We start from the raw sequence: 16519 nt of genomic DNA, 5'->3' as shown, positions 1-16519 counted from the left end.
GGGCGGATGACAGCTTCAAGTTCCGCACCATTCGTCGCGGTCGATTGGGGAACCACCCGGATGAGGGCGACCCTGGTCGGCATGAATGGCGAGATCCTGGGCCGCGCAGCATCCGAGAGTGGTGTCCAGAGCGTTCCCGCCGGGGGGTATCAAAAGGCGCTCGACGATGCTTGTGAGGCGTGGTTCAGCACCAACGCGGCTCTGCCGGTCTTGATGTCCGGAATGGTGGGAAGCCGGAACGGCTGGCTGGAAGCCCCCTATGTCTCGCCCCCCTGCGGACCGGCGGATCTCGCGGCGCGGCTCATTCGGGTGCCCAATGATGCGAGGCCGATGTTTATCGTCCCCGGTGTCGATTGTCGCACGGACGACGGCGGCTACGACGTGATGCGCGGCGAGGAGATCCAAGCCTTCGGGGCTGGCGTGAAGGACGGGCTCGTGTGTTTGCCCGGAACCCACAGCAAGTGGGTGGAGATGGAAGAGGGGCGCATCACGCGGTTCGTGACCTTCGCGACCGGTGAGCTCTATGCCGCCCTCGTCCAATCCTTCGTGGGTCGACTCGCCGAGGAGCCTGCGGATGTCGAGGCTGGTCAGCGTCTCGCTCGGACACTTTCGCAGATGCCCGGTGGGCTGACGCGCCAGATGTTCCAGGCAAGGACGCAGGTCTTGTCCAGGAACGTCAGCGGCCGTGCTGTTCGGCCCTTCCTGTCCGGACTGTTGATCGAAGCGGAAATCTCCGGCGCGCGTGATCTCTTCGGCGCAGGGCATGTGGTTCACCTCGTAGCCGCGGATCCGCAGCTGCAACCCTATCGATCCGCGCTCCTTCACTATGGATTCCAGGTGATCGACGTTGAGCCCGAGGGCGCGACCCTGGCGGGCCTGACCAGCATCGCGGCCAGCCTCGATCTCACCAGCACAGGACCAGCCCTATGAGCACGGCCGTGGAGCAGCGCTACGAAGAAGATTTCGCCACCATGCCGATCGTCGCGATCCTGCGCGGGCTGGTCCCCAAGGAAGCGATCGCGGTCGGCACCGTCTTGGTGAACGCGGGGATCCGCATCCTCGAAGTCCCATTGAATTCACCCGAGCCTTTCGAGAGTATCGGGCTTCTCGCCAAGGCATTCGGTGGCCACGCGACCGTCGGCGCCGGCACCGTCCTGCGCGCCGAAGATGTCGCGCGTGTGCACGACGTTGGCGGCCAAGTGATCATTTCGCCCAATTGCAACGTGGAGGTCATCCGCCACACGCGCGCGGCCGGGATGATCTCCCTGCCGGGCTGCCTCACGCCGACCGAAGCCTTCGCGGCGCTCGACGCGGGTGCGCATGCGGTCAAGCTCTTCCCGGGTGAACTGGTGACACCCTCCGTCGCGAAAGCAATGGCTGCGGTGCTCCCGAAGGGCACACGCCTTCTTGTCGTGGGTGGCGTTTCATCCGGCACCATCAAGGATTGGAACGGAAGCGTGGTGCACGGGTTCGGGATCGGTTCGTCCTTGTTCAAGCCAGGCATGACTGCGGACGAGGTCGGCAAGAACGCTGAAGCGTTGGTCGGCGCCGTCCGCGAATGGGCCGGGTCTTCTCAACGCTGAACGGCTTACGCCGCCTTACGCGTCCAGAGCCGCGCGGGCGGGGCAGTAGCCGGTCGCGCCTCGATAGGCCAGGAAGGCACCGGCCCCAAGTGCCAGGATGCTGAGCAGAACGTTGGGACGTGGCTTTGCGGCAGTCGCTGCAAGCGCCAAGCCGGCCGCAACCGAGATGAATCGCTCCGGCATTCCGATATGACCTTCGTGGGCCGGGAAAGCGGGAAGTCCTGTCGACATCGGGATGGCTCCTCATGAAAAATCTGGCGGCGCTGCATTGCAGCACGGCTCGATATCCTGAACGGCAATCACCGGATGAGGTTCCACAAATGTGAGGCGGCATCGCCAAACTGCCGCCTTCGCGCCGCTTTGGCTAAGGGGCCTGGGACGCCAAAGCCCGGTGCAGCCTATCGGCGGAGAAAGGTGTCTCAAGCAGACGGATGCCGGTGGCGTCCCGGATGGCATTGCCAAGCGCCGCCGCGACAGGATTGTACGGGCTTTCACTCATGGACTTCGCCCCAAGGGGGCCGACACTGTCGTGGGTTGCGGCGAAATAAACCTCCGTATGCGGCACATCCGCAAAGGCTGGGATGTGATAGCCGCGGAAGACGGGATTGATGACCTTTCCGTCGGCATCGATCCGCATCTCCTCATAGAGGGCCGCGCCGATCGCTTGCGCAACGCCACCCTCGATCTGACCCCGGCACTGCATCGGGTTCATGACCGTTCCGGCATCGGCGGCGTGAATGCTTCGCAAGATACGCAGCGTGCCGTAGCGTCGATGAACCGCGATCTCAAAGCCCTGCACGTTGAAGGCGACGGATCGCGGCGTCCCGTTCGCGTGCCCCATAGCTTCGAGGGGAAGGCCGGCGTCTTCGGCGCTCTGTGCAAGCTCGGCCAGATCTACGCGCTTCCCGTCGACCATCATGTGATCCTCGGCCAGGGCGGCATTGTCGCGTCCCATGTGACGGGTCGCGAAGGCCGACAGGCTTTTGGCGAGCGCGCGCGCGGCATTTTCGGTGGCGGCTCCGGCAATCACGGTTCCGGTGCTGCCGTAGGCGCCCGTATCATGGCCACCATGCGCGGTGTCGGACTGCCGGATCCTGATCCGTTCGACCGATGTGCCGAGAACGGCGGCCGCAATCTGGCAATGGACCGTCGTGGTCCCGTTCCCGAATTCGGCCGTACCGACGGTCAGGTCGTAGAGGCCGTCGCGGCCCAGCCTGATGCGACAGTCGGCAAAGTGTCCGCGCGGTGGAACCGTGTCGATCATTCCGACCGCCATGCCGCGTCCAGTCAGCCAATCCGGCCCGAGGTCGGGCCGGGCTTTATCGGCGAGTGCGGCTTCGACCTTGTCCAGGCACTGATCAAGCCCGTAACTGCCATATTCGACGTCATGTGGGCTCTCGTCATACGACACCATGGGATCGCCGGGTCGCACAACGTTGCGTCGGCGAAACGCGAAGGGATCCATATCGAGGCGACGCGCAATCTCGTCCAAGGCGGTCTCGACCGCAAAGTTAGTCTGGCTGAGGCCGTAGCCCCGGAAGGCGCCGCTCGGCACCGTGTTGGTGTAGACCGCGTGTCCATCCACTCTCTTGTTCGGGCAGCGATAGAGCCCCAGGGACTCGCCCGCCCCATGGAACATCACGCCCGGTCCGTGATTACCGTAGGCGCCCGTGTTGGAGAGGATGAGCATCGCTATAGCGGTCAAGCGGCCGTCGCTTTTGGCGCCGACTTTCACGCTCACCCGCATCGGGTGGCGGGTCGTGGTGGCGCTGAATTGTTCCTCCCGCGTCAATTCGAGTTTCACGGGCCGGCCTGTCTTCAGCACGGCCAGCGCGACAAGGTCTTCGGTCAGCATCTCCTGCTTGCCGCCGAAGCCGCCGCCAACCCGTTCGCTGAAGACCCGCACACTGTCACGTGGCAGGTCATAGAGCGCCGCCAGGGCCTCTCGCGTGAGGAAAGGCACCTGTGAACTCGTGCGCAACACGAGCCGACCCTCGCTGTCGCGCCAACCGATCGAACCATGCGTTTCGAGCGCCGCATGCTGTACACGCTGCGTCATGTAGGTCGCTTCATGCACCACATCGGCGTCCATGAAGCCGGCATCGACGCTGCCGATCTCGCCGTGCAGTTCCGCCACGATGTTGCGTTGCGGGTCGGCGATACGTGCAGCGGCCGGCTTGTCGTGGATCACGGGGGCGCCCGGCCGCATTGCGTCCTCGGGATCGAAAACGGCCGGCAGGATCTCGTAGTCGACCTCCAGGCGGTCTCGGCCGGCCTCGGCGGCGGCCTCGCTTTCGGCCACGACGGCGGCCACACGCTGACCGACAAAACGAACGACCGAATCGAGGACCCGCGTGTCATCGGGATCGTCCGTCGCGTGCTCATGCCGGCCGGTCGAGAAGAGTTTTGCGGGCGCATCATGGTGCGTCAGCACCGCGAGCACTCCAGGAATCTTCAAGGTCTCCGACGCGTCGATCCTCTGGATCCGCGCGGCCGCGTGCGGAGAGCGCAAGATCTTCATGTGTGTCAGACGATCGATCGCAACGTCCATCGTGTATCGCGCCTGACCGGTCACGATCCCCGGACCGGCCGGCGCCGCGATGTTGCGGCCGATCGTCTTGCCGGAGGGAGCCTCCTCGCGATGCCTCAGACCCTCGATTGCATCCTGGATCGCGCGATAGCCGGTGCAGCGGCAGAGATTGCCCTTCAGCGCGGCGGGAAGATCGCGGCGTTGAGCCTGATTGAGGCACGCGGCCGTCATCACCATGCCGGCTGTGCAGAAGCCGCACTGGAAGCCCTGTGCATCGACAAAGGCCTGTTGCATCGGATGCAGGCCGTCGGTGTCTCCGAGCCCTTCGATCGTCGTGACCTCATGCCCTTCGACCCGAAACGCCGGGACGAGGCAGCTATGTACGGGCTTGCCGTCAAGGTGGACCGTGCAGGCGCCGCAGTCACCCGCGTCGCAACCCTTCTTGACGCCGAACCAGCCGAGGTTGCGCAGGAAGGTCCGCAAACACTGGCCCGGACGCGGCGCCCCGTGCTGATCCTGGCCATTGACGGTCAAAAGCATGCCAGTTCGCTCCGGATCTCTTCAGCAAACTCGAACGTCATGTGCCGCCGCCAATCCGGCGCCCCATGAACGTCGTCGTAATAGAGGCTCAGGGGAATGTCGGCCTGCAGGCGTTGTTGCAGCGACCTCGGATCGGGCAGGGCGCCGAAGTCGAGCTGGATCGGCCGGCGCGTCGCGGCCGTGACCGTGAGATCGAAAGCGCCGTCGGCCCCAAGCGTCCCGATCAGCAGGGCGGCCGAACGGCCGAGCGGCGTGAGGGAGATCTGGCGAAACGCAGCTCTGCGGTCGAAGGCGGCGCGTGGCAGTTCGATCGCCCGAAGCAATTCGCCACGTCCCAAGGCATGCTGCTGCGGCGCGATCACGAAGTCGAGCACCGCCAGCCGACGCTCCGCGCGATTGGGTCCCCAGATCACGCATGTTCCGTCGAGAGCCACGCAAAGCGAGATCATCGGGCCGGCCGGCAGGGCGCAGCAGAGATTGCCGCCGATCGTCGCCATGTTCCAGATCTTGAATGACGCCAAAAAAGCATGGCAACACTGGCCGATAAGAGATCCGGCCCGCCACGCCTTTGGAGGATCGAATCCTTCGAGCGTCGCGATCGTGCAGGTGGACGCGATCGAGAGACCGGCTTGCGTGACCTCGATCGGCTCCCAGCCGAGGTCAGACAGGTCGATCAGGCGCCTCACATCGGGCTGAGGCTCGGAAAACAACCACGTGCCTCCCGCGAGCCACGCATCGCCTTCGACGAAACTGTCGAGTTCGCTCCGCGAACGAGGTCTCGTCACGGCCGTGACGGTGTTCAGATCCATGCGTCAGCTCCACCGCCCTCCAAGCATGGAGCGGGCCAGCCTTTTCTGCGCATTTCAGGCACGATCGCAAGTTGGCCGGCTGGTTGCCCTGACGACACAGCGGGCGCAGGTGCAGACCGACAACATCGCACTCGCTAAAGCGACGTATTCATCAGCTTTCCGACAAAGAGTGGTGCGCCGCTCGGCTTTCCGTTGGGAGACCCGCCATGTGGCTCCAAGGTCACGGCGTAGGTCGCCCCGGAGATCGTGCCGCGATCGACGTCCGGCAGAGCGGGAAGAATCGTGGCTTTCGAGTCGATGACGCCCACGGAGCGGGGCGCCGCGTGATCCGCACCGATCATCCACAATTCGTAGCTCTTGTTCTGCGGCGCGTCTGTCCCGAGCGGCATGACGGCCAGGCGGCGGTGGGCAAGGTCGAGCGATACCACGAAGGTCGGGGCGCCCTGGCCCTGCTGGAGCACTGCCACATAGGTTTGATTCGTCGACGATGACGGGAAGGCTTCGCGACCGACGACCCAGACGGCCAGGACCGCCGCCAATGCGCTCGCGATCGCAGCAACCGTCCGCCACACGCGGATCTGGCGGCGCAGGACAATGACGTTATCGCCCGCGACCGTTGCCTGCCCATCGTTGAGCCGCGTCAGAATCGAAGCGAACAGATCGGAAGGTGGAGCGAGGTCGGGTGTCGTGTCAGCCAAAGGCGCGAGGCGCAGCTCCCATTGCTGCACTAGGTCGTCGAACGCCTGGTCGGTCCGGCGGCGCGTCTCCGCGGCCGCACGCTCGGCTTGATCAAGGGTACCGAGCACATATTCGGCCGCGAGGGCCTCGTCGTCCGAAAAGCCGATCATGACGACAAGCAGGCCTTCAACTGCGCCAGACCACGGTGGATCCAGGTCTTGATGGTAGGAACCGGACGAACATAGCGTCGGGCGAGTTCTTCCCGACTCAGTCCACGGCAATAGGCCAAGAGAATGATATCGCGCTTTTCTTGATCAAGTGTTTTCAAACAGCCCATGAGAGCCTGCAGGTCTTGGCTGCGGTCGAGCGCGTCGAGAGGATGGCTGTCATTGCCCGCGACGTCGATCGTCTCGATCTCCTCTTGGGCGACATCCGGCTTGCGGCGGCGAACCTCGTCGATGGCACGATTGCGGGCGATCGTCGCCAGCCACGTGATCGGCGATGCTTTTGCGGCGTCGAAGTCGCCCACATGCTGCCAAACCTTCACGTACACCTCCTGGAGGATATCGTCCGCTACGCTCCTGTTCACCACGATCCTGACGATAATGCCGTAAAGTTTGGCACTAGTGGCGCGATAGAGCGCTTCGAACGCCTCAGGGTCCTTGGCCACGACACGCCGCAGGACCGCAGAAAGCTCGTCCGCCGAAAACATCATCAAGCCGCCCCAGTGCACTTCTCGAGGGCCAGGGCCGACTGGAAGCTTGGCGGCAGGCTATCTATCGCTGGGCGGCAGGCCAACTGAAAAGCGCTGTGAACGCTCATCATATACAACGATCATGAGGCATCGACGCGTCATCAAACCGTTTTGTCGTCGATTTCCACCTTTTGGCGAAATACCCCGACTGCTGCTGCGACGATGACAAGCCAGGCTGCGATCAGCGTCAGGCCCCCAAAGGGTGCCAACCCGCTCACAGGACTCCGACCGACAAAGCCAAGATAGGCGAGGTCGCCCGAAAAGCAGACCGCCCCGATTACCATCATCGAGGCGGCAAGTTGCCCCACCCATCCGGAGGGCACGCATATCGCGAGAATCCCGGGAATGGCGGCTGCGTGGAACAATAAGAACTCCGAAGCGAGGCGGCCAAAGTCGCCGCCTCCCAGATGGGCGCTGGCTGCCCCGAGGGCCACGCCTGAGGCGCCCAGCACCCCAGACGCCGCCAGCAGCACGCGGCTCCCTGAACCCCACGCCTCACGCAAAGACGTGGGTCCCGAGATCAGGTGGCAGGCAGCAGCACTGTGTTGATGACATGAATGACGCCGTTCGACTGCATCACGTTCGGGATGGTCACGCGTGCAACATCGCCCTTGGCATCGGTGATGTCGAGACCCTTGCCCTTCATGGAGATGGTCAGCGGCTCACCTTCGACCGTCTTGATCTCGGCCGTTCCGCCACCCGCCTTCACCATTTTCATCAGATCGGCCGCGGTCAGCTTGCCGGCGACAACATGATAGGTGAGGATCCCGGTGAGCTTGTCCTTGTTTTCGGGCTTGACCAAGGTCTCGACCGTGCCAGCCGGAAGCTTCGCAAACGCCTCGTTGGTGGGGGCGAAGACCGTGAAGGGGCCGGCACCTTCGAGCGTGTCGACAAGACCGGCGGCTTTGACAGCAGCGACCAGCGTCGTGTGATCCTTGGAATTGACAGCATTCTCGACGATATTCTTGGTCGGATACATCGGCGCACCGCCAACCATCTTGACAGCAGCGTAGACAGGCGCCGTCGAGAGTGCGAGTGCAAGCAGAAGACCACCCGCAACCTTGTTTGTCCTAGAACCGATCATCACATCCTCCAGAGATCTCCGCTCATTTCGCGGGAGACATGAAGAATTACGGAGCCTCAGGGGCCAAGTTTCAAAGACGCGGATTAATTTGAATTTTACGACATCCCTCGATCGCTTAGCCCTTTTTCCTGGGCCTTAAGGTCCTTCGAAGCCTCAAGCCATAATGTCACTGGCTCGACCATCGCGAGGAGGCGTTCGAACCGCATGTGGCAGGATCCAGGCGTTCCGCTCACGACCGTCATCGCGCTCGATCATGGCTTCATCAGCGGTGGACAGTCCCGCGTGGCCATCGACAGTGCTCTTGGGCTGAAACGCCACGGGCAGCACCCGATTGTCTTCGCGGCCTCCGGCCCGGTGGACCCGGTGCTGCAGGAACACGGCATCGAGGTGGTCTGTCTCGACCAGCCCGACTTGATCCACAATCCCTCAAAACTCGCCGCCGCCCGCCAAGGGATCTGGAACACCTCCGCGGCCGAGGCCCTTGGTGACCTTCTTTCCACCCTGCCGCGCGGTCGAACCGTCGTCCATGTGCACGGTTGGGCCAAGGCGTTGTCACCCTCGATTGCCGGGCCGATCGCCACCTCGGGGCTGCCCGCCGTCTACACGATGCACGAGTTCTTCATGCTCTGCCCCAATGGCGGGTTCTACAATTATAGGACACAACACCCCTGCCACCTCACGCCGCTGTCGGGGGCCTGCTGGGCGACCGACTGCGACTCGCGGAGCTACACACGCAAGCTGTGGCGCAATATGCGTCAGACGGTGCTGAAGTATGGGGCAAAGCTGCCTGAAGTGTTCGATGACTACATCTTGATCTCCGAGTTTCAAAAATCCATCATCGGCGACACCCTGCCGGCGAAGGCCCGGCTGCACCTTGTGTCGAATCCCATCAGCGCGGTCGATCTCGGCCCGAAGCCCGATGCGGCCCGGGGCGATTTCATTTTCGTCGGCCGCCTGTCGCCCGAAAAGGGTCCGCTCCTGTTTGCCGAAGCGGCCCGTCGGCAGGGCATTCGCCCGGTCTTCGTCGGCGATGGCCCGATGCGCGCCGAGTTGATCGCGCGCTATCCGGAAGCCGAGATTCGCGGCTGGCAAGGCCAGGCCGCTGTCGCCGAGGCCATGCGGTCGGCCCGCGCCCTGGTGTTCCCATCCCTTTGGTACGAGGGACAGCCGCTCACCGTCCTCGAAGCCAAGGCGCTCGGGACCCCGGTGATCGTGTCGGACGGCTGTGCTGGTCGGGACTCTATCGAAGATGGCGTGAATGGCGTGTGGTTCCGTTGTGCGGATGCCGATGATCTCGGTACTGCGATGGCGCGCCTAGCCCATGACGGCACAGCCGTCAGGATGTCGGCCGCGGCTTATCAGTCGTTCTGGAGCGATCCGCCGACCATCGATCGCCATGTCCGTGACATCATGCGGATCTACCGCGCTGCCACCGGGACACGGGACGCGGTCGGCAGCCTGGCAGACACCCGCGCCGCTTGAGACCCGGAGGCCTTGGCCTCCCAGCGCAGGCGCGCCGCCTCCAATCCCCAGACGGCGCCGAACATCAGATAGACATGACGCCAATGATCGATGTCGATCTGGAATCCTTGCAGGAGAAAGACCATCAGGGCCGGCCAGAAGACCTGCGCGGTCCGTCGATAGGGTGACGGGACGATCGCAACCCGAAATCCAATAAAGAAGGTTAGCCCCACGAGCAGGAAGAACGCGCAGGCGCCGAGCCAGCCGTAGGATGCGAAAGAGTTGATATAGGAATTGTGCGGATCGAGCCCGAAGGTCAGCCGAAAACGCAGCGGCCCGAACCCATTCACAAGATCGAGCAGCATGTTGAGCGAGCGCAACTGATTGCCGAAGCGGCCCGTCTCTCCGACATCGTAGTCTTGGGTGACGGCGGCGCGCTCGAAGAAGAAGGTGCGAATGTTGCTGTCAGCCAGAAGAGCCGCGATGGCCAGGGCCCCGAGAGCGGCAGCCGCGCTGACCAGGATCAAGATCCGGCGGCGGCTTTGCGGATTCGGAGTCGTGAAGAAGGTCAGCCCCACGGTGACGACACTGGCCACCGCGAAGGCCATCCAGGAGCCGCGCGAGAACGACAGGAAGATGCCGGCGACGATGATCAGGAAACCCAGGGTCGTGAGTGCGACGCGATGGGTTTGGGAAAGGATCAAGCGCTGCATCAGGAAGAGGGCGCCCATGATCAGGTAGGATCCGAGGACGTTGGGGTCCTTGAATGTCCCTGAGGCGCGTCCGTACATCGAGAAGACGGCGCCCAGATGAGCGACATTGAAGTAGCCGAGAATGCCGCAGATTGCGGCCACGATCGTGCTTGCCGTGAAGGCGACAAGGCAGACATGCGTTCGCCTGAGCGTGTCCTCTGAGAAGAAGAGCACGAAGAAGACGGCCGTGATCGCCAGATACAGCGATTGCAGCATGAACAGCGTCGGCAGCCACTCGTCGAGGTGGGGAGTGAGAGAAACGAACCCGCCGAAATTGTAGATCGCGATCAGAGCGATGAACAGGAACGCCGTGCTGTTGACCCGAAATCCGCCCAGACACCAGACCGCGATGGCGAGGAACGAGGCGAAGTCGTAGGGTGAAGGCTCGACGAGCGCGAAGGCGCCACAGAAAATGGTCAGCCCGAAGGTCGCGCGGATCAGAACCTGGTAGTCGAAGCTCAGGCCCAGACGGTGGGGGCCCGGCGTCGCTCCAGCCGCCTCAATAGGCATTCTCGGTTCTCGTCAGCGCGAGGGGCGTGATCAGAAGAATGTAGACATCGAACAGGATCGACCAGTTCTCGATATAGGCGAGATCATGCTCGACGCGTTTCTGGATCTTCACCGGCGTGTCAGTCTCCCCACGCCAGCCGTTGACTTGCGCCCATCCGGTGATGCCGGGCTTGACCTTGTGGCGGGCGAAATAGCCGTCGACCACATCGTCGTACCCCTTGTTGGCCAGATGCGCATGAACGGCATGCGGACGTGGTCCGACGAGCGACAGGTTGCCCTTGAACACGACGTTGAAAAGCTGCGGCAGCTCGTCGATAGACGTCTTGCGGATGAAACGGCCGATCCGAGTGACGCGCGGATCGTTCTTGGTCACGGGTTTCGCAGCCGTGAAGTCGGTCTGATCGGCATAGAGGGATCGGAACTTGTAGACTTCGATGGCCTCGTTGTTGAAGCCATGGCGCATCTGTTTGAAGAACACCGGCCCACGCGAGTCGAGTTTCACGGCGATGGCCGTCAACAGCAGCACAGGCGAAAGGGCGATCAATGCCAGTGCGCCCACCACCCTGTCGAAGATCGCCTTGATCACGACATCCCAATCGGCGATCGGTTTGTCGAACATGTCGAGAACGGGGACGTCGCCGACATAGGAATAGGCTTGCGGGCGAAACCGAAGACCACTGCGGTGAGCCGCGAGGCGGATATCGGTTGGCAGCACCCAAAGCTTCTTCAACATCTGAAGCAGCCGCTCCTCGGCCGTGATGGGCAGAGTGAAAAGTATGAGATCGATCCGGGTGCGGCGCGCCACCTCGACGAGGTCACTGACATTGCCGAGCTTGGGATAGCCGGCTAATATGAGCGGCGACCGGGCATCGTTGCGGTCATCGAAGACACCGTAGATCCGCAGATCCGGGTCGGCCTGCCGGGCGAGTGCGTCAAGCAATTCTTCTCCGGGCTTACCGCCGCCGACCACCACGGTTCTGCGTTCGAGACGACCGCGCCGTGTCAGAGATCTGACAAACCGAGCCACAAGGAGACGTTCGGTTGAAAGCGCAAAGGCCGCCGATCCGAACCAGGTGCTAAGCCACATTGCCGATGTCGGGCCGCCATAGCCCGCGAGCCAGAGCAGGATCGCCGACACCGAGCACAGGCCGCCCAGGACCGCGATCTGGCGCGGCACGGCGGAGCCGGGCGCACGCAACACTTGCAGGCTGTTCAATCGCAACATCCTCCAAAGCGTCGCGGCGAGCAGCGAGACGACAAGGGTGATGATGGACGAGACGAGAACGCTCGGGAACCGCAGCGCGCCGGCCGCGAGGACGCCCGTTGCGCCAAGGAGTGCGGTTTCGATCAGCCTAACCGTGCCGGACAGCACCACGGGCGAGACCGGCGGCTTAATGTCGAGGCCGCCTGCGGCTTGCAGGAGCCTGGCAAGGGCGGCATTCGGTTCCGTTCGGTCCGTCCTGGTCGGCTCGTTGGTAGCCGCCGACGCGTGCAGCCGCACGATGTCATCGGTACCAAAGGGAGCCGAGGCCGAAGGGTGTGCCTTCATTTGAGATTCCGATGTGTCACGATGACAGGACCAGCGGGTGGGAAGCCTCGATGGCGCGCCGCGGGAAGGGTGGCTTCAAGGCTTCCCGGTAGGCGGTCAGCACCGAGTCGACCATGCGGTCGAGCGAGAATCGCGTTTGCACATAGCGGGCGAGGTCTTGGGCTTCCTGGGCTCTCGCGGGAGCGGCGGCATTCCAGGCGACCATCAACGCATCGGCGAGATCGGCGACGCTGTCGGCCGGAATGAGCCGCCGCCGCAAGGGGCCGAAGATCTCCGGGATCCCACCGACATTGGTCGCAACGAGCGGGATCGTCGCCGCTGCGGCTTCGAGCACAACGTAGGGGAGGGACTCGGCGCGGGATGGGACAACCATGGTGCGTCCGAGCTCGAAGGCCCGACGTGCCGACATGGCACCATGGAACGTCACCTGCTCGGTCAGTCCCAGGCTGAACGCCTGCTGCCTCAGCACGTCCCGATCCGGTCCGGATCCGACGAGCGCCAAGGTCGGAGTGACACCGGCCAGAGCGCGGACCCGCGCAAGTGCCATAAGGAGGATGTCGACCCCCTTCGCAGAGCGCAGTTCACCAACGTAAACGAAATCGGCCGCATGCGGCGCGGGCTCGACCGGCGCGAATTCCTCAGGTGCGACCCCGTTGTGGATCACCCGGTTGAGCGCGGGAGGGCGCCCGACGAACTGGCCGTAGCGGGACGCGATGAAGCCGCTTTCGAAGATGAGAAGGTCGGTCTGTCGGCGCAGGAAGCGTTCGACCGTCATGTAGAACGCATGTCGACGCGTGCCCGGCTTGTAGTTGAGGCTGCCGCCGTGCGGCGTGTAGCCCCGAACGTGGGGCGGCAGACCTGGGACGAAGCCGCAAAGGCGCGTGAGCGCCCCCCCTTTCGAGCCATGCCCATGAACGATGCTCGGCTTCGCGACCCGGATGCATTCGGCGAGATGGAACAGAGCCGGGATATCTGACGGGTGAGGGGAACGATGGATCCTGACGCGGGACAAACCGAGGACGAGCCGGGGTTCCAGCGATTTCAGGATCGCCTCAATTCTCGCATCTTGGAGGGAATTGTCGGCCACCAGCCCCACGGCGTGGCCCCGCGCGATTTGACCCTCCGCCAAATCGAGGACATGGCGAAATAGGCCGCCGAGCGGCGCCCTGATCACGTGAACAACCCGAAGGGGATCGTCCTGTTGGTCCGAATGAGCCACCATCACCAGATCCCGCCGACCTCCGGGGCTGGATCATGGGGATGAAAGCTAAAAGAAGCGTTCCTCGACCGTGATCGTATCGCCGGGCCGAATCGGCGTATCGAGTGGGAACCGGCCCACCACCGGAACGCCGTCGATGACGCGGGTGATTTGCGCCTGTTTCTGGAATCCGCGTGGCGTGAAGCCACCGGCGACCGCGATAGCCTTGCGGATGGTCATCCCGTTGATGAAGGGATATTGGCCGGCCGCTGTCACCTCACCGAGCACGAAGAAGGGGCGATAGGCATCGACTTCGACCGAAACGTGAGGATCGCGCAGGAAGCCCCCGCGCAGCCTGGCCTCGATCGTCCGTTCGGCCTGTGTCGTCGTCAGTCCGAAAACTTTGACATCGGCGATCAAAGGCATCGAGATCGTTCCCGCGCCGCCGACCGAATAGGTGTTCGATAAGGCGTCCTGACCGAACACGAGAACTCGGATGCGATCACCGCTCCCGAGGACGTAGGGCGCCATCAAGGTGCTTTCGAACAGGTCGTTCCGGAAATTCTGCTGAGCGCATCCGCCGAGCAGAAACGCTACGGCGAGGCACTGAAAGATGAAAGATCGCAGCATGATCCAACCAGGACTGCGCCGACCGAAGCCGAGGCGGAGACAACTCGGACGTTGTAGCCAAACATGGTTAATGAACTCTGTTGCGGACCCGTGCGACCTCATGACCGATGCGCGAAAAGGGTGGAAAGAGCTCTCTGCTCCCCTTAAGTGGAAGCGGTCGAGTGATGTCGCGCTTTCCTGAGGGGTGACGGCGACGCGGAGTTCACTCAGCGCCACCCCCCCCCGCCTTCGAGTCCCGCATGCCGAGTTTCCGTACCACGCGCCGCGTCCGCCATTCCGCGGAACACATGTTCGACTTGGTGGCCGACGTCGAAAGCTATCCGCAGTTTCTGCCGCTTTGCCAAAGCCTGATCATCCGGCAACGGAAGCTCGACGAGGCCGGAGACGGGGTGATCCTGGCCGACATGCAGGTGGGCTACAAGGCGATCCGGGAAAATTTCACCAGCCGTGTGACGCTTGATCGACCGGGCATGACCATTCTCGTCGAGTATGTCGAGGGGCCTTTCCGGTCGCTGGAGAATCGGTGGACGTTTCGGCCTGAACCAGGCCGTCCAGATGACAGCGGATGCACGGTGGAATTTTTCATCACCTATGAGTTCAAGAGCCGCGTCCTCAGCATGTTGATGGGGTCGATGTTCGATTCGGCGTTCAGGCGTTTCGCGGAAGCTTTTGAGCGTCGCGCCGACCAAGTCTATGGCCGCAACGGAGGCGGCAGCCTGCATACGGTGAGACAAGCCGGTATCGGAGATCCTCTTTAGGAGAGGCAGCATCGATTGCGACCTAAGAGGCCGCGGTCCTCGGACGAGACAAGCAAGCTGGATCTCTGGCGACCGGCGGAGACGTGGGCCACCCGAGGCCATTCTCGACCTCATTCCCAAGCCTCTGCTCACCAGCAGGCGCCAAGCGGGCTTCGCCGCCGATCCGCGGTGAACGAGATCCTGATCGGCCTTGGAAAGCGGTCCCACCTGTCCTACTAATTCGGGGAACCGTGGGGACGATGAGATGAAATGGATTGCCTTGATCGCTGTCGCCCTGATGGCGGTCAGTCCGGCTTTGGCGCGCTCGCGCGTCGTCAAGCATCCTTCCCGAGGGGCTTTGTACGGGACCCCGATCATCGCGGGCAGCAGTGCTGTGCGGGTCAGCCCCGACGGTCTCGTGATTTCTGAACCCGTACCGATCATTCAGAAAGAGAAAAATTTCAACTCCACGATAAAGCGCGGCGCAGCCCCAACGAAAACGAACGGCAACGTTCAACCTTGAGGTCGCTGCTAGCGACAGATCGACAGTGTGGCCGCTGCGCCAAATGAATGGTTTTTGAGTGTAATTTCCAATCCTTGTCTTCGGACCTCTTCTTTTTCACCGTTTGGCTGTGCGCCAGAACGACGGGTCGGCCTTAAAATCCTTGAGATCGACAGACGAATGAACTTGGTCCGAGAAGCTGGAAAACACCCGCTCGATGAGGATCCTACCGCCGTAACTTGAGGCTCCAGATCACCGAGATCGAAGGTTCCCATCGTCGCTGCGTTCCTCGTGGCCGGGCTGAGCAACGTGCGTGATCGGCCAGGTCTCACTGGAGTATCCATGAGCGCGTCTTTCCCGCACGGTTCAGGGCATGATGGTCTCATCCGAAAACTTGCGTCTATTGCTTCCGTCTCTCGTGACGAAAGGATCGGCCTTCAGGCCCTGCCGATTCTGATGCGATCCTTCCCCGCCGACCAGGAGATCGTTCGCGACGGCGACGACCCCGATCATTGCTGCCTGCTGATCGAAGGCTTCATGCATTGCTACAAGCAGTTGGAAACCGGCAAACGGCAGATCGTTTCTTTTCATATCCCCGGCGACCTTCCCGATCTGCAAACGATGCAGCTCAACGTGATGGATCATGCGCTGGGCACTCTCACGCCCTGCGTCGTCGCGTTCATTCCGCATCGGGCGTTGCACCTGTTGGTCGGTGAGTTCCCGAACCTCGCCGTTGCCTTCTGGCGCGACAGCCTGATCAATGCGGCCATCTTTCGAGAATGGGTCGTGAACGTGGGCTGCCGGCCAGGACCTCAGCGTCTCGCCCACCTCTTCTGCGAATTGTTCTACCGGCTCGAGACAGTCGGACTCGCCCACAAAGATGGATGCGAGATGCCGCTCACCCAGGCCGTCCTTGGGGACGCCACGGGGCTCTCCAGCGTTCACGTCAATCGAATGATGCAGGATCTGCGCGGGCGAGGGCTGATCGCCACAAAAGCAAAGTTCCTGCAGATCCTCGACCGAGAAAAATTGCAAGACTTCGCCGGCTTCGATCCCACCTACCTCCACATGAAGGAAGTGCTTTCTCCATGACCTTCGCGTTGAGGCCGTCGAGTCGTACTCGGAACCATTTGACAGAAAGCCGCGACTGCCGGTGTTGCTCCACATTGCGACGCGCCTCGAAGTCCGCGTCTCAACTCAGA

Annotated in this window: 17 protein-coding genes; 6 read left to right on the top strand and 11 right to left on the bottom strand. The window is 62.8% G+C overall.

Translation table 11 applies throughout. The features are described 5' to 3' along the window. Window positions 1-6: 6 nt before the first annotated feature. Together M8523_RS22675 and M8523_RS22670 are read left to right on the top strand one after the other, a co-directional pair. Window positions 7-930, top strand: a complete 924-nt coding sequence (locus M8523_RS22675) for a 2-dehydro-3-deoxygalactonokinase (protein ID WP_282587185.1) — start codon at window positions 7-9, stop codon at window positions 928-930. Further along, window positions 927-1583: a 2-dehydro-3-deoxy-6-phosphogalactonate aldolase gene (locus M8523_RS22670; protein WP_282587184.1), complete on the top strand. Its 657-nt coding sequence runs from the start codon at window positions 927-929 to the stop codon at window positions 1581-1583. The genes M8523_RS22675 and M8523_RS22670 overlap by 4 nt, the downstream gene beginning before the upstream one ends. Window positions 1584-1598: 15 nt before the next feature. On the opposite strand, the gene M8523_RS22665 is transcribed toward M8523_RS22670, so the two are convergent. From M8523_RS22665 to M8523_RS22635, 7 genes are all read right to left on the bottom strand, one after another. Continuing rightward, a complete protein-coding gene (locus M8523_RS22665; protein ID WP_282587183.1) occupies window positions 1599-1814 on the bottom strand; it encodes a YgaP-like transmembrane domain in 216 nt (71 codons plus the stop codon). Window positions 1815-1947: 133 nt separating this feature from the next. Then, a complete protein-coding gene (locus tag M8523_RS22660) occupies window positions 1948-4653 on the bottom strand; it encodes a molybdopterin-dependent oxidoreductase (protein ID WP_282587182.1) in 2706 nt (901 codons plus the stop codon). Next, the gene (locus M8523_RS22655) at window positions 4644-5462 is read right to left on the bottom strand and encodes an FAD binding domain-containing protein (RefSeq protein WP_282587181.1); all 819 of its coding nucleotides are present in this window, start codon (window positions 5460-5462) and stop codon (window positions 4644-4646) included. Before M8523_RS22655 ends, M8523_RS22660 begins: the two co-directional genes overlap by 10 nt. Window positions 5463-5596: 134 nt before the next feature. Beyond that, window positions 5597-6310, bottom strand: a complete 714-nt coding sequence (locus tag M8523_RS22650) for an anti-sigma factor (RefSeq protein WP_282587180.1) — start codon at window positions 6308-6310, stop codon at window positions 5597-5599. After that, window positions 6307-6855: a sigma-70 family RNA polymerase sigma factor gene (locus M8523_RS22645; protein ID WP_282587179.1), complete on the bottom strand. Its 549-nt coding sequence runs from the start codon at window positions 6853-6855 to the stop codon at window positions 6307-6309. Before M8523_RS22645 ends, M8523_RS22650 begins: the two co-directional genes overlap by 4 nt. 140 nt (window positions 6856-6995) lie before the next feature. Continuing rightward, window positions 6996-7367, bottom strand: a complete 372-nt coding sequence (locus M8523_RS22640; protein WP_282587178.1) for a DUF423 domain-containing protein — start codon at window positions 7365-7367, stop codon at window positions 6996-6998. A gap of 47 nt (window positions 7368-7414) precedes the next feature. Further along, the gene (locus M8523_RS22635) at window positions 7415-7978 is read right to left on the bottom strand and encodes a fasciclin domain-containing protein (protein WP_282587177.1); all 564 of its coding nucleotides are present in this window, start codon (window positions 7976-7978) and stop codon (window positions 7415-7417) included. Between the two features lie 204 nt (window positions 7979-8182). On the opposite strand from M8523_RS22635, the gene M8523_RS22630 reads away from it, so the two are divergent. After that, window positions 8183-9460, top strand: coding sequence for a glycosyltransferase family 4 protein (locus M8523_RS22630; RefSeq protein ID WP_282587176.1), 1278 nt, complete (start codon window positions 8183-8185; stop codon window positions 9458-9460). Here the strand turns inward: M8523_RS22630 and M8523_RS22625 are convergent. From M8523_RS22625 to M8523_RS22610, 4 genes are read right to left on the bottom strand one after another with little or no spacing between them, the layout of a single operon-like run. Next, window positions 9397-10701, bottom strand: coding sequence for an O-antigen ligase family protein (locus M8523_RS22625; protein ID WP_282587175.1), 1305 nt, complete (start codon window positions 10699-10701; stop codon window positions 9397-9399). The genes M8523_RS22630 and M8523_RS22625 overlap by 64 nt on opposite strands. Continuing rightward, window positions 10691-12250 carry an undecaprenyl-phosphate glucose phosphotransferase gene (locus M8523_RS22620; protein WP_282587174.1) on the bottom strand — a complete coding sequence of 520 codons (1560 nt, stop codon included), beginning with the start codon at window positions 12248-12250 and terminating at the stop codon, window positions 10691-10693. The genes M8523_RS22625 and M8523_RS22620 overlap by 11 nt, the downstream gene beginning before the upstream one ends. 16 nt (window positions 12251-12266) lie before the next feature. Beyond that, a complete protein-coding gene (locus M8523_RS22615) occupies window positions 12267-13472 on the bottom strand; it encodes a glycosyltransferase (protein ID WP_282587173.1) in 1206 nt (401 codons plus the stop codon). 45 nt (window positions 13473-13517) lie between these two features. Beyond that, window positions 13518-14078, bottom strand: coding sequence for a polysaccharide biosynthesis/export family protein (locus tag M8523_RS22610; protein ID WP_282587172.1), 561 nt, complete (start codon window positions 14076-14078; stop codon window positions 13518-13520). Window positions 14079-14317: 239 nt separating this feature from the next. Here M8523_RS22610 and M8523_RS22605 point away from each other — a divergent pair, with 239 nt between their 5' ends. From M8523_RS22605 to M8523_RS22595, 3 genes are all read left to right on the top strand, one after another. Next, complete coding sequence (locus M8523_RS22605) at window positions 14318-14836, top strand: type II toxin-antitoxin system RatA family toxin (RefSeq protein WP_282587171.1); 519 nt, start codon at window positions 14318-14320, stop codon at window positions 14834-14836. A 244-nt stretch (window positions 14837-15080) separates the two neighbouring features. Then, window positions 15081-15338, top strand: a complete 258-nt coding sequence (locus tag M8523_RS22600) for a hypothetical protein (protein ID WP_282587170.1) — start codon at window positions 15081-15083, stop codon at window positions 15336-15338. 435 nt (window positions 15339-15773) lie between these two features. Continuing rightward, window positions 15774-16409 carry a Crp/Fnr family transcriptional regulator gene (locus tag M8523_RS22595; protein ID WP_282587169.1) on the top strand — a complete coding sequence of 212 codons (636 nt, stop codon included), beginning with the start codon at window positions 15774-15776 and terminating at the stop codon, window positions 16407-16409. Window positions 16410-16519 lie beyond the last annotated feature (110 nt).

It is taken from the genome of Lichenifustis flavocetrariae (assembly GCF_026130545.1).
Classification (GTDB): Bacteria; Pseudomonadota; Alphaproteobacteria; order Rhizobiales; family Beijerinckiaceae; genus Lichenihabitans; species Lichenihabitans flavocetrariae.
This window is presented reverse-complemented; position numbering and strand designations above follow the sequence as displayed.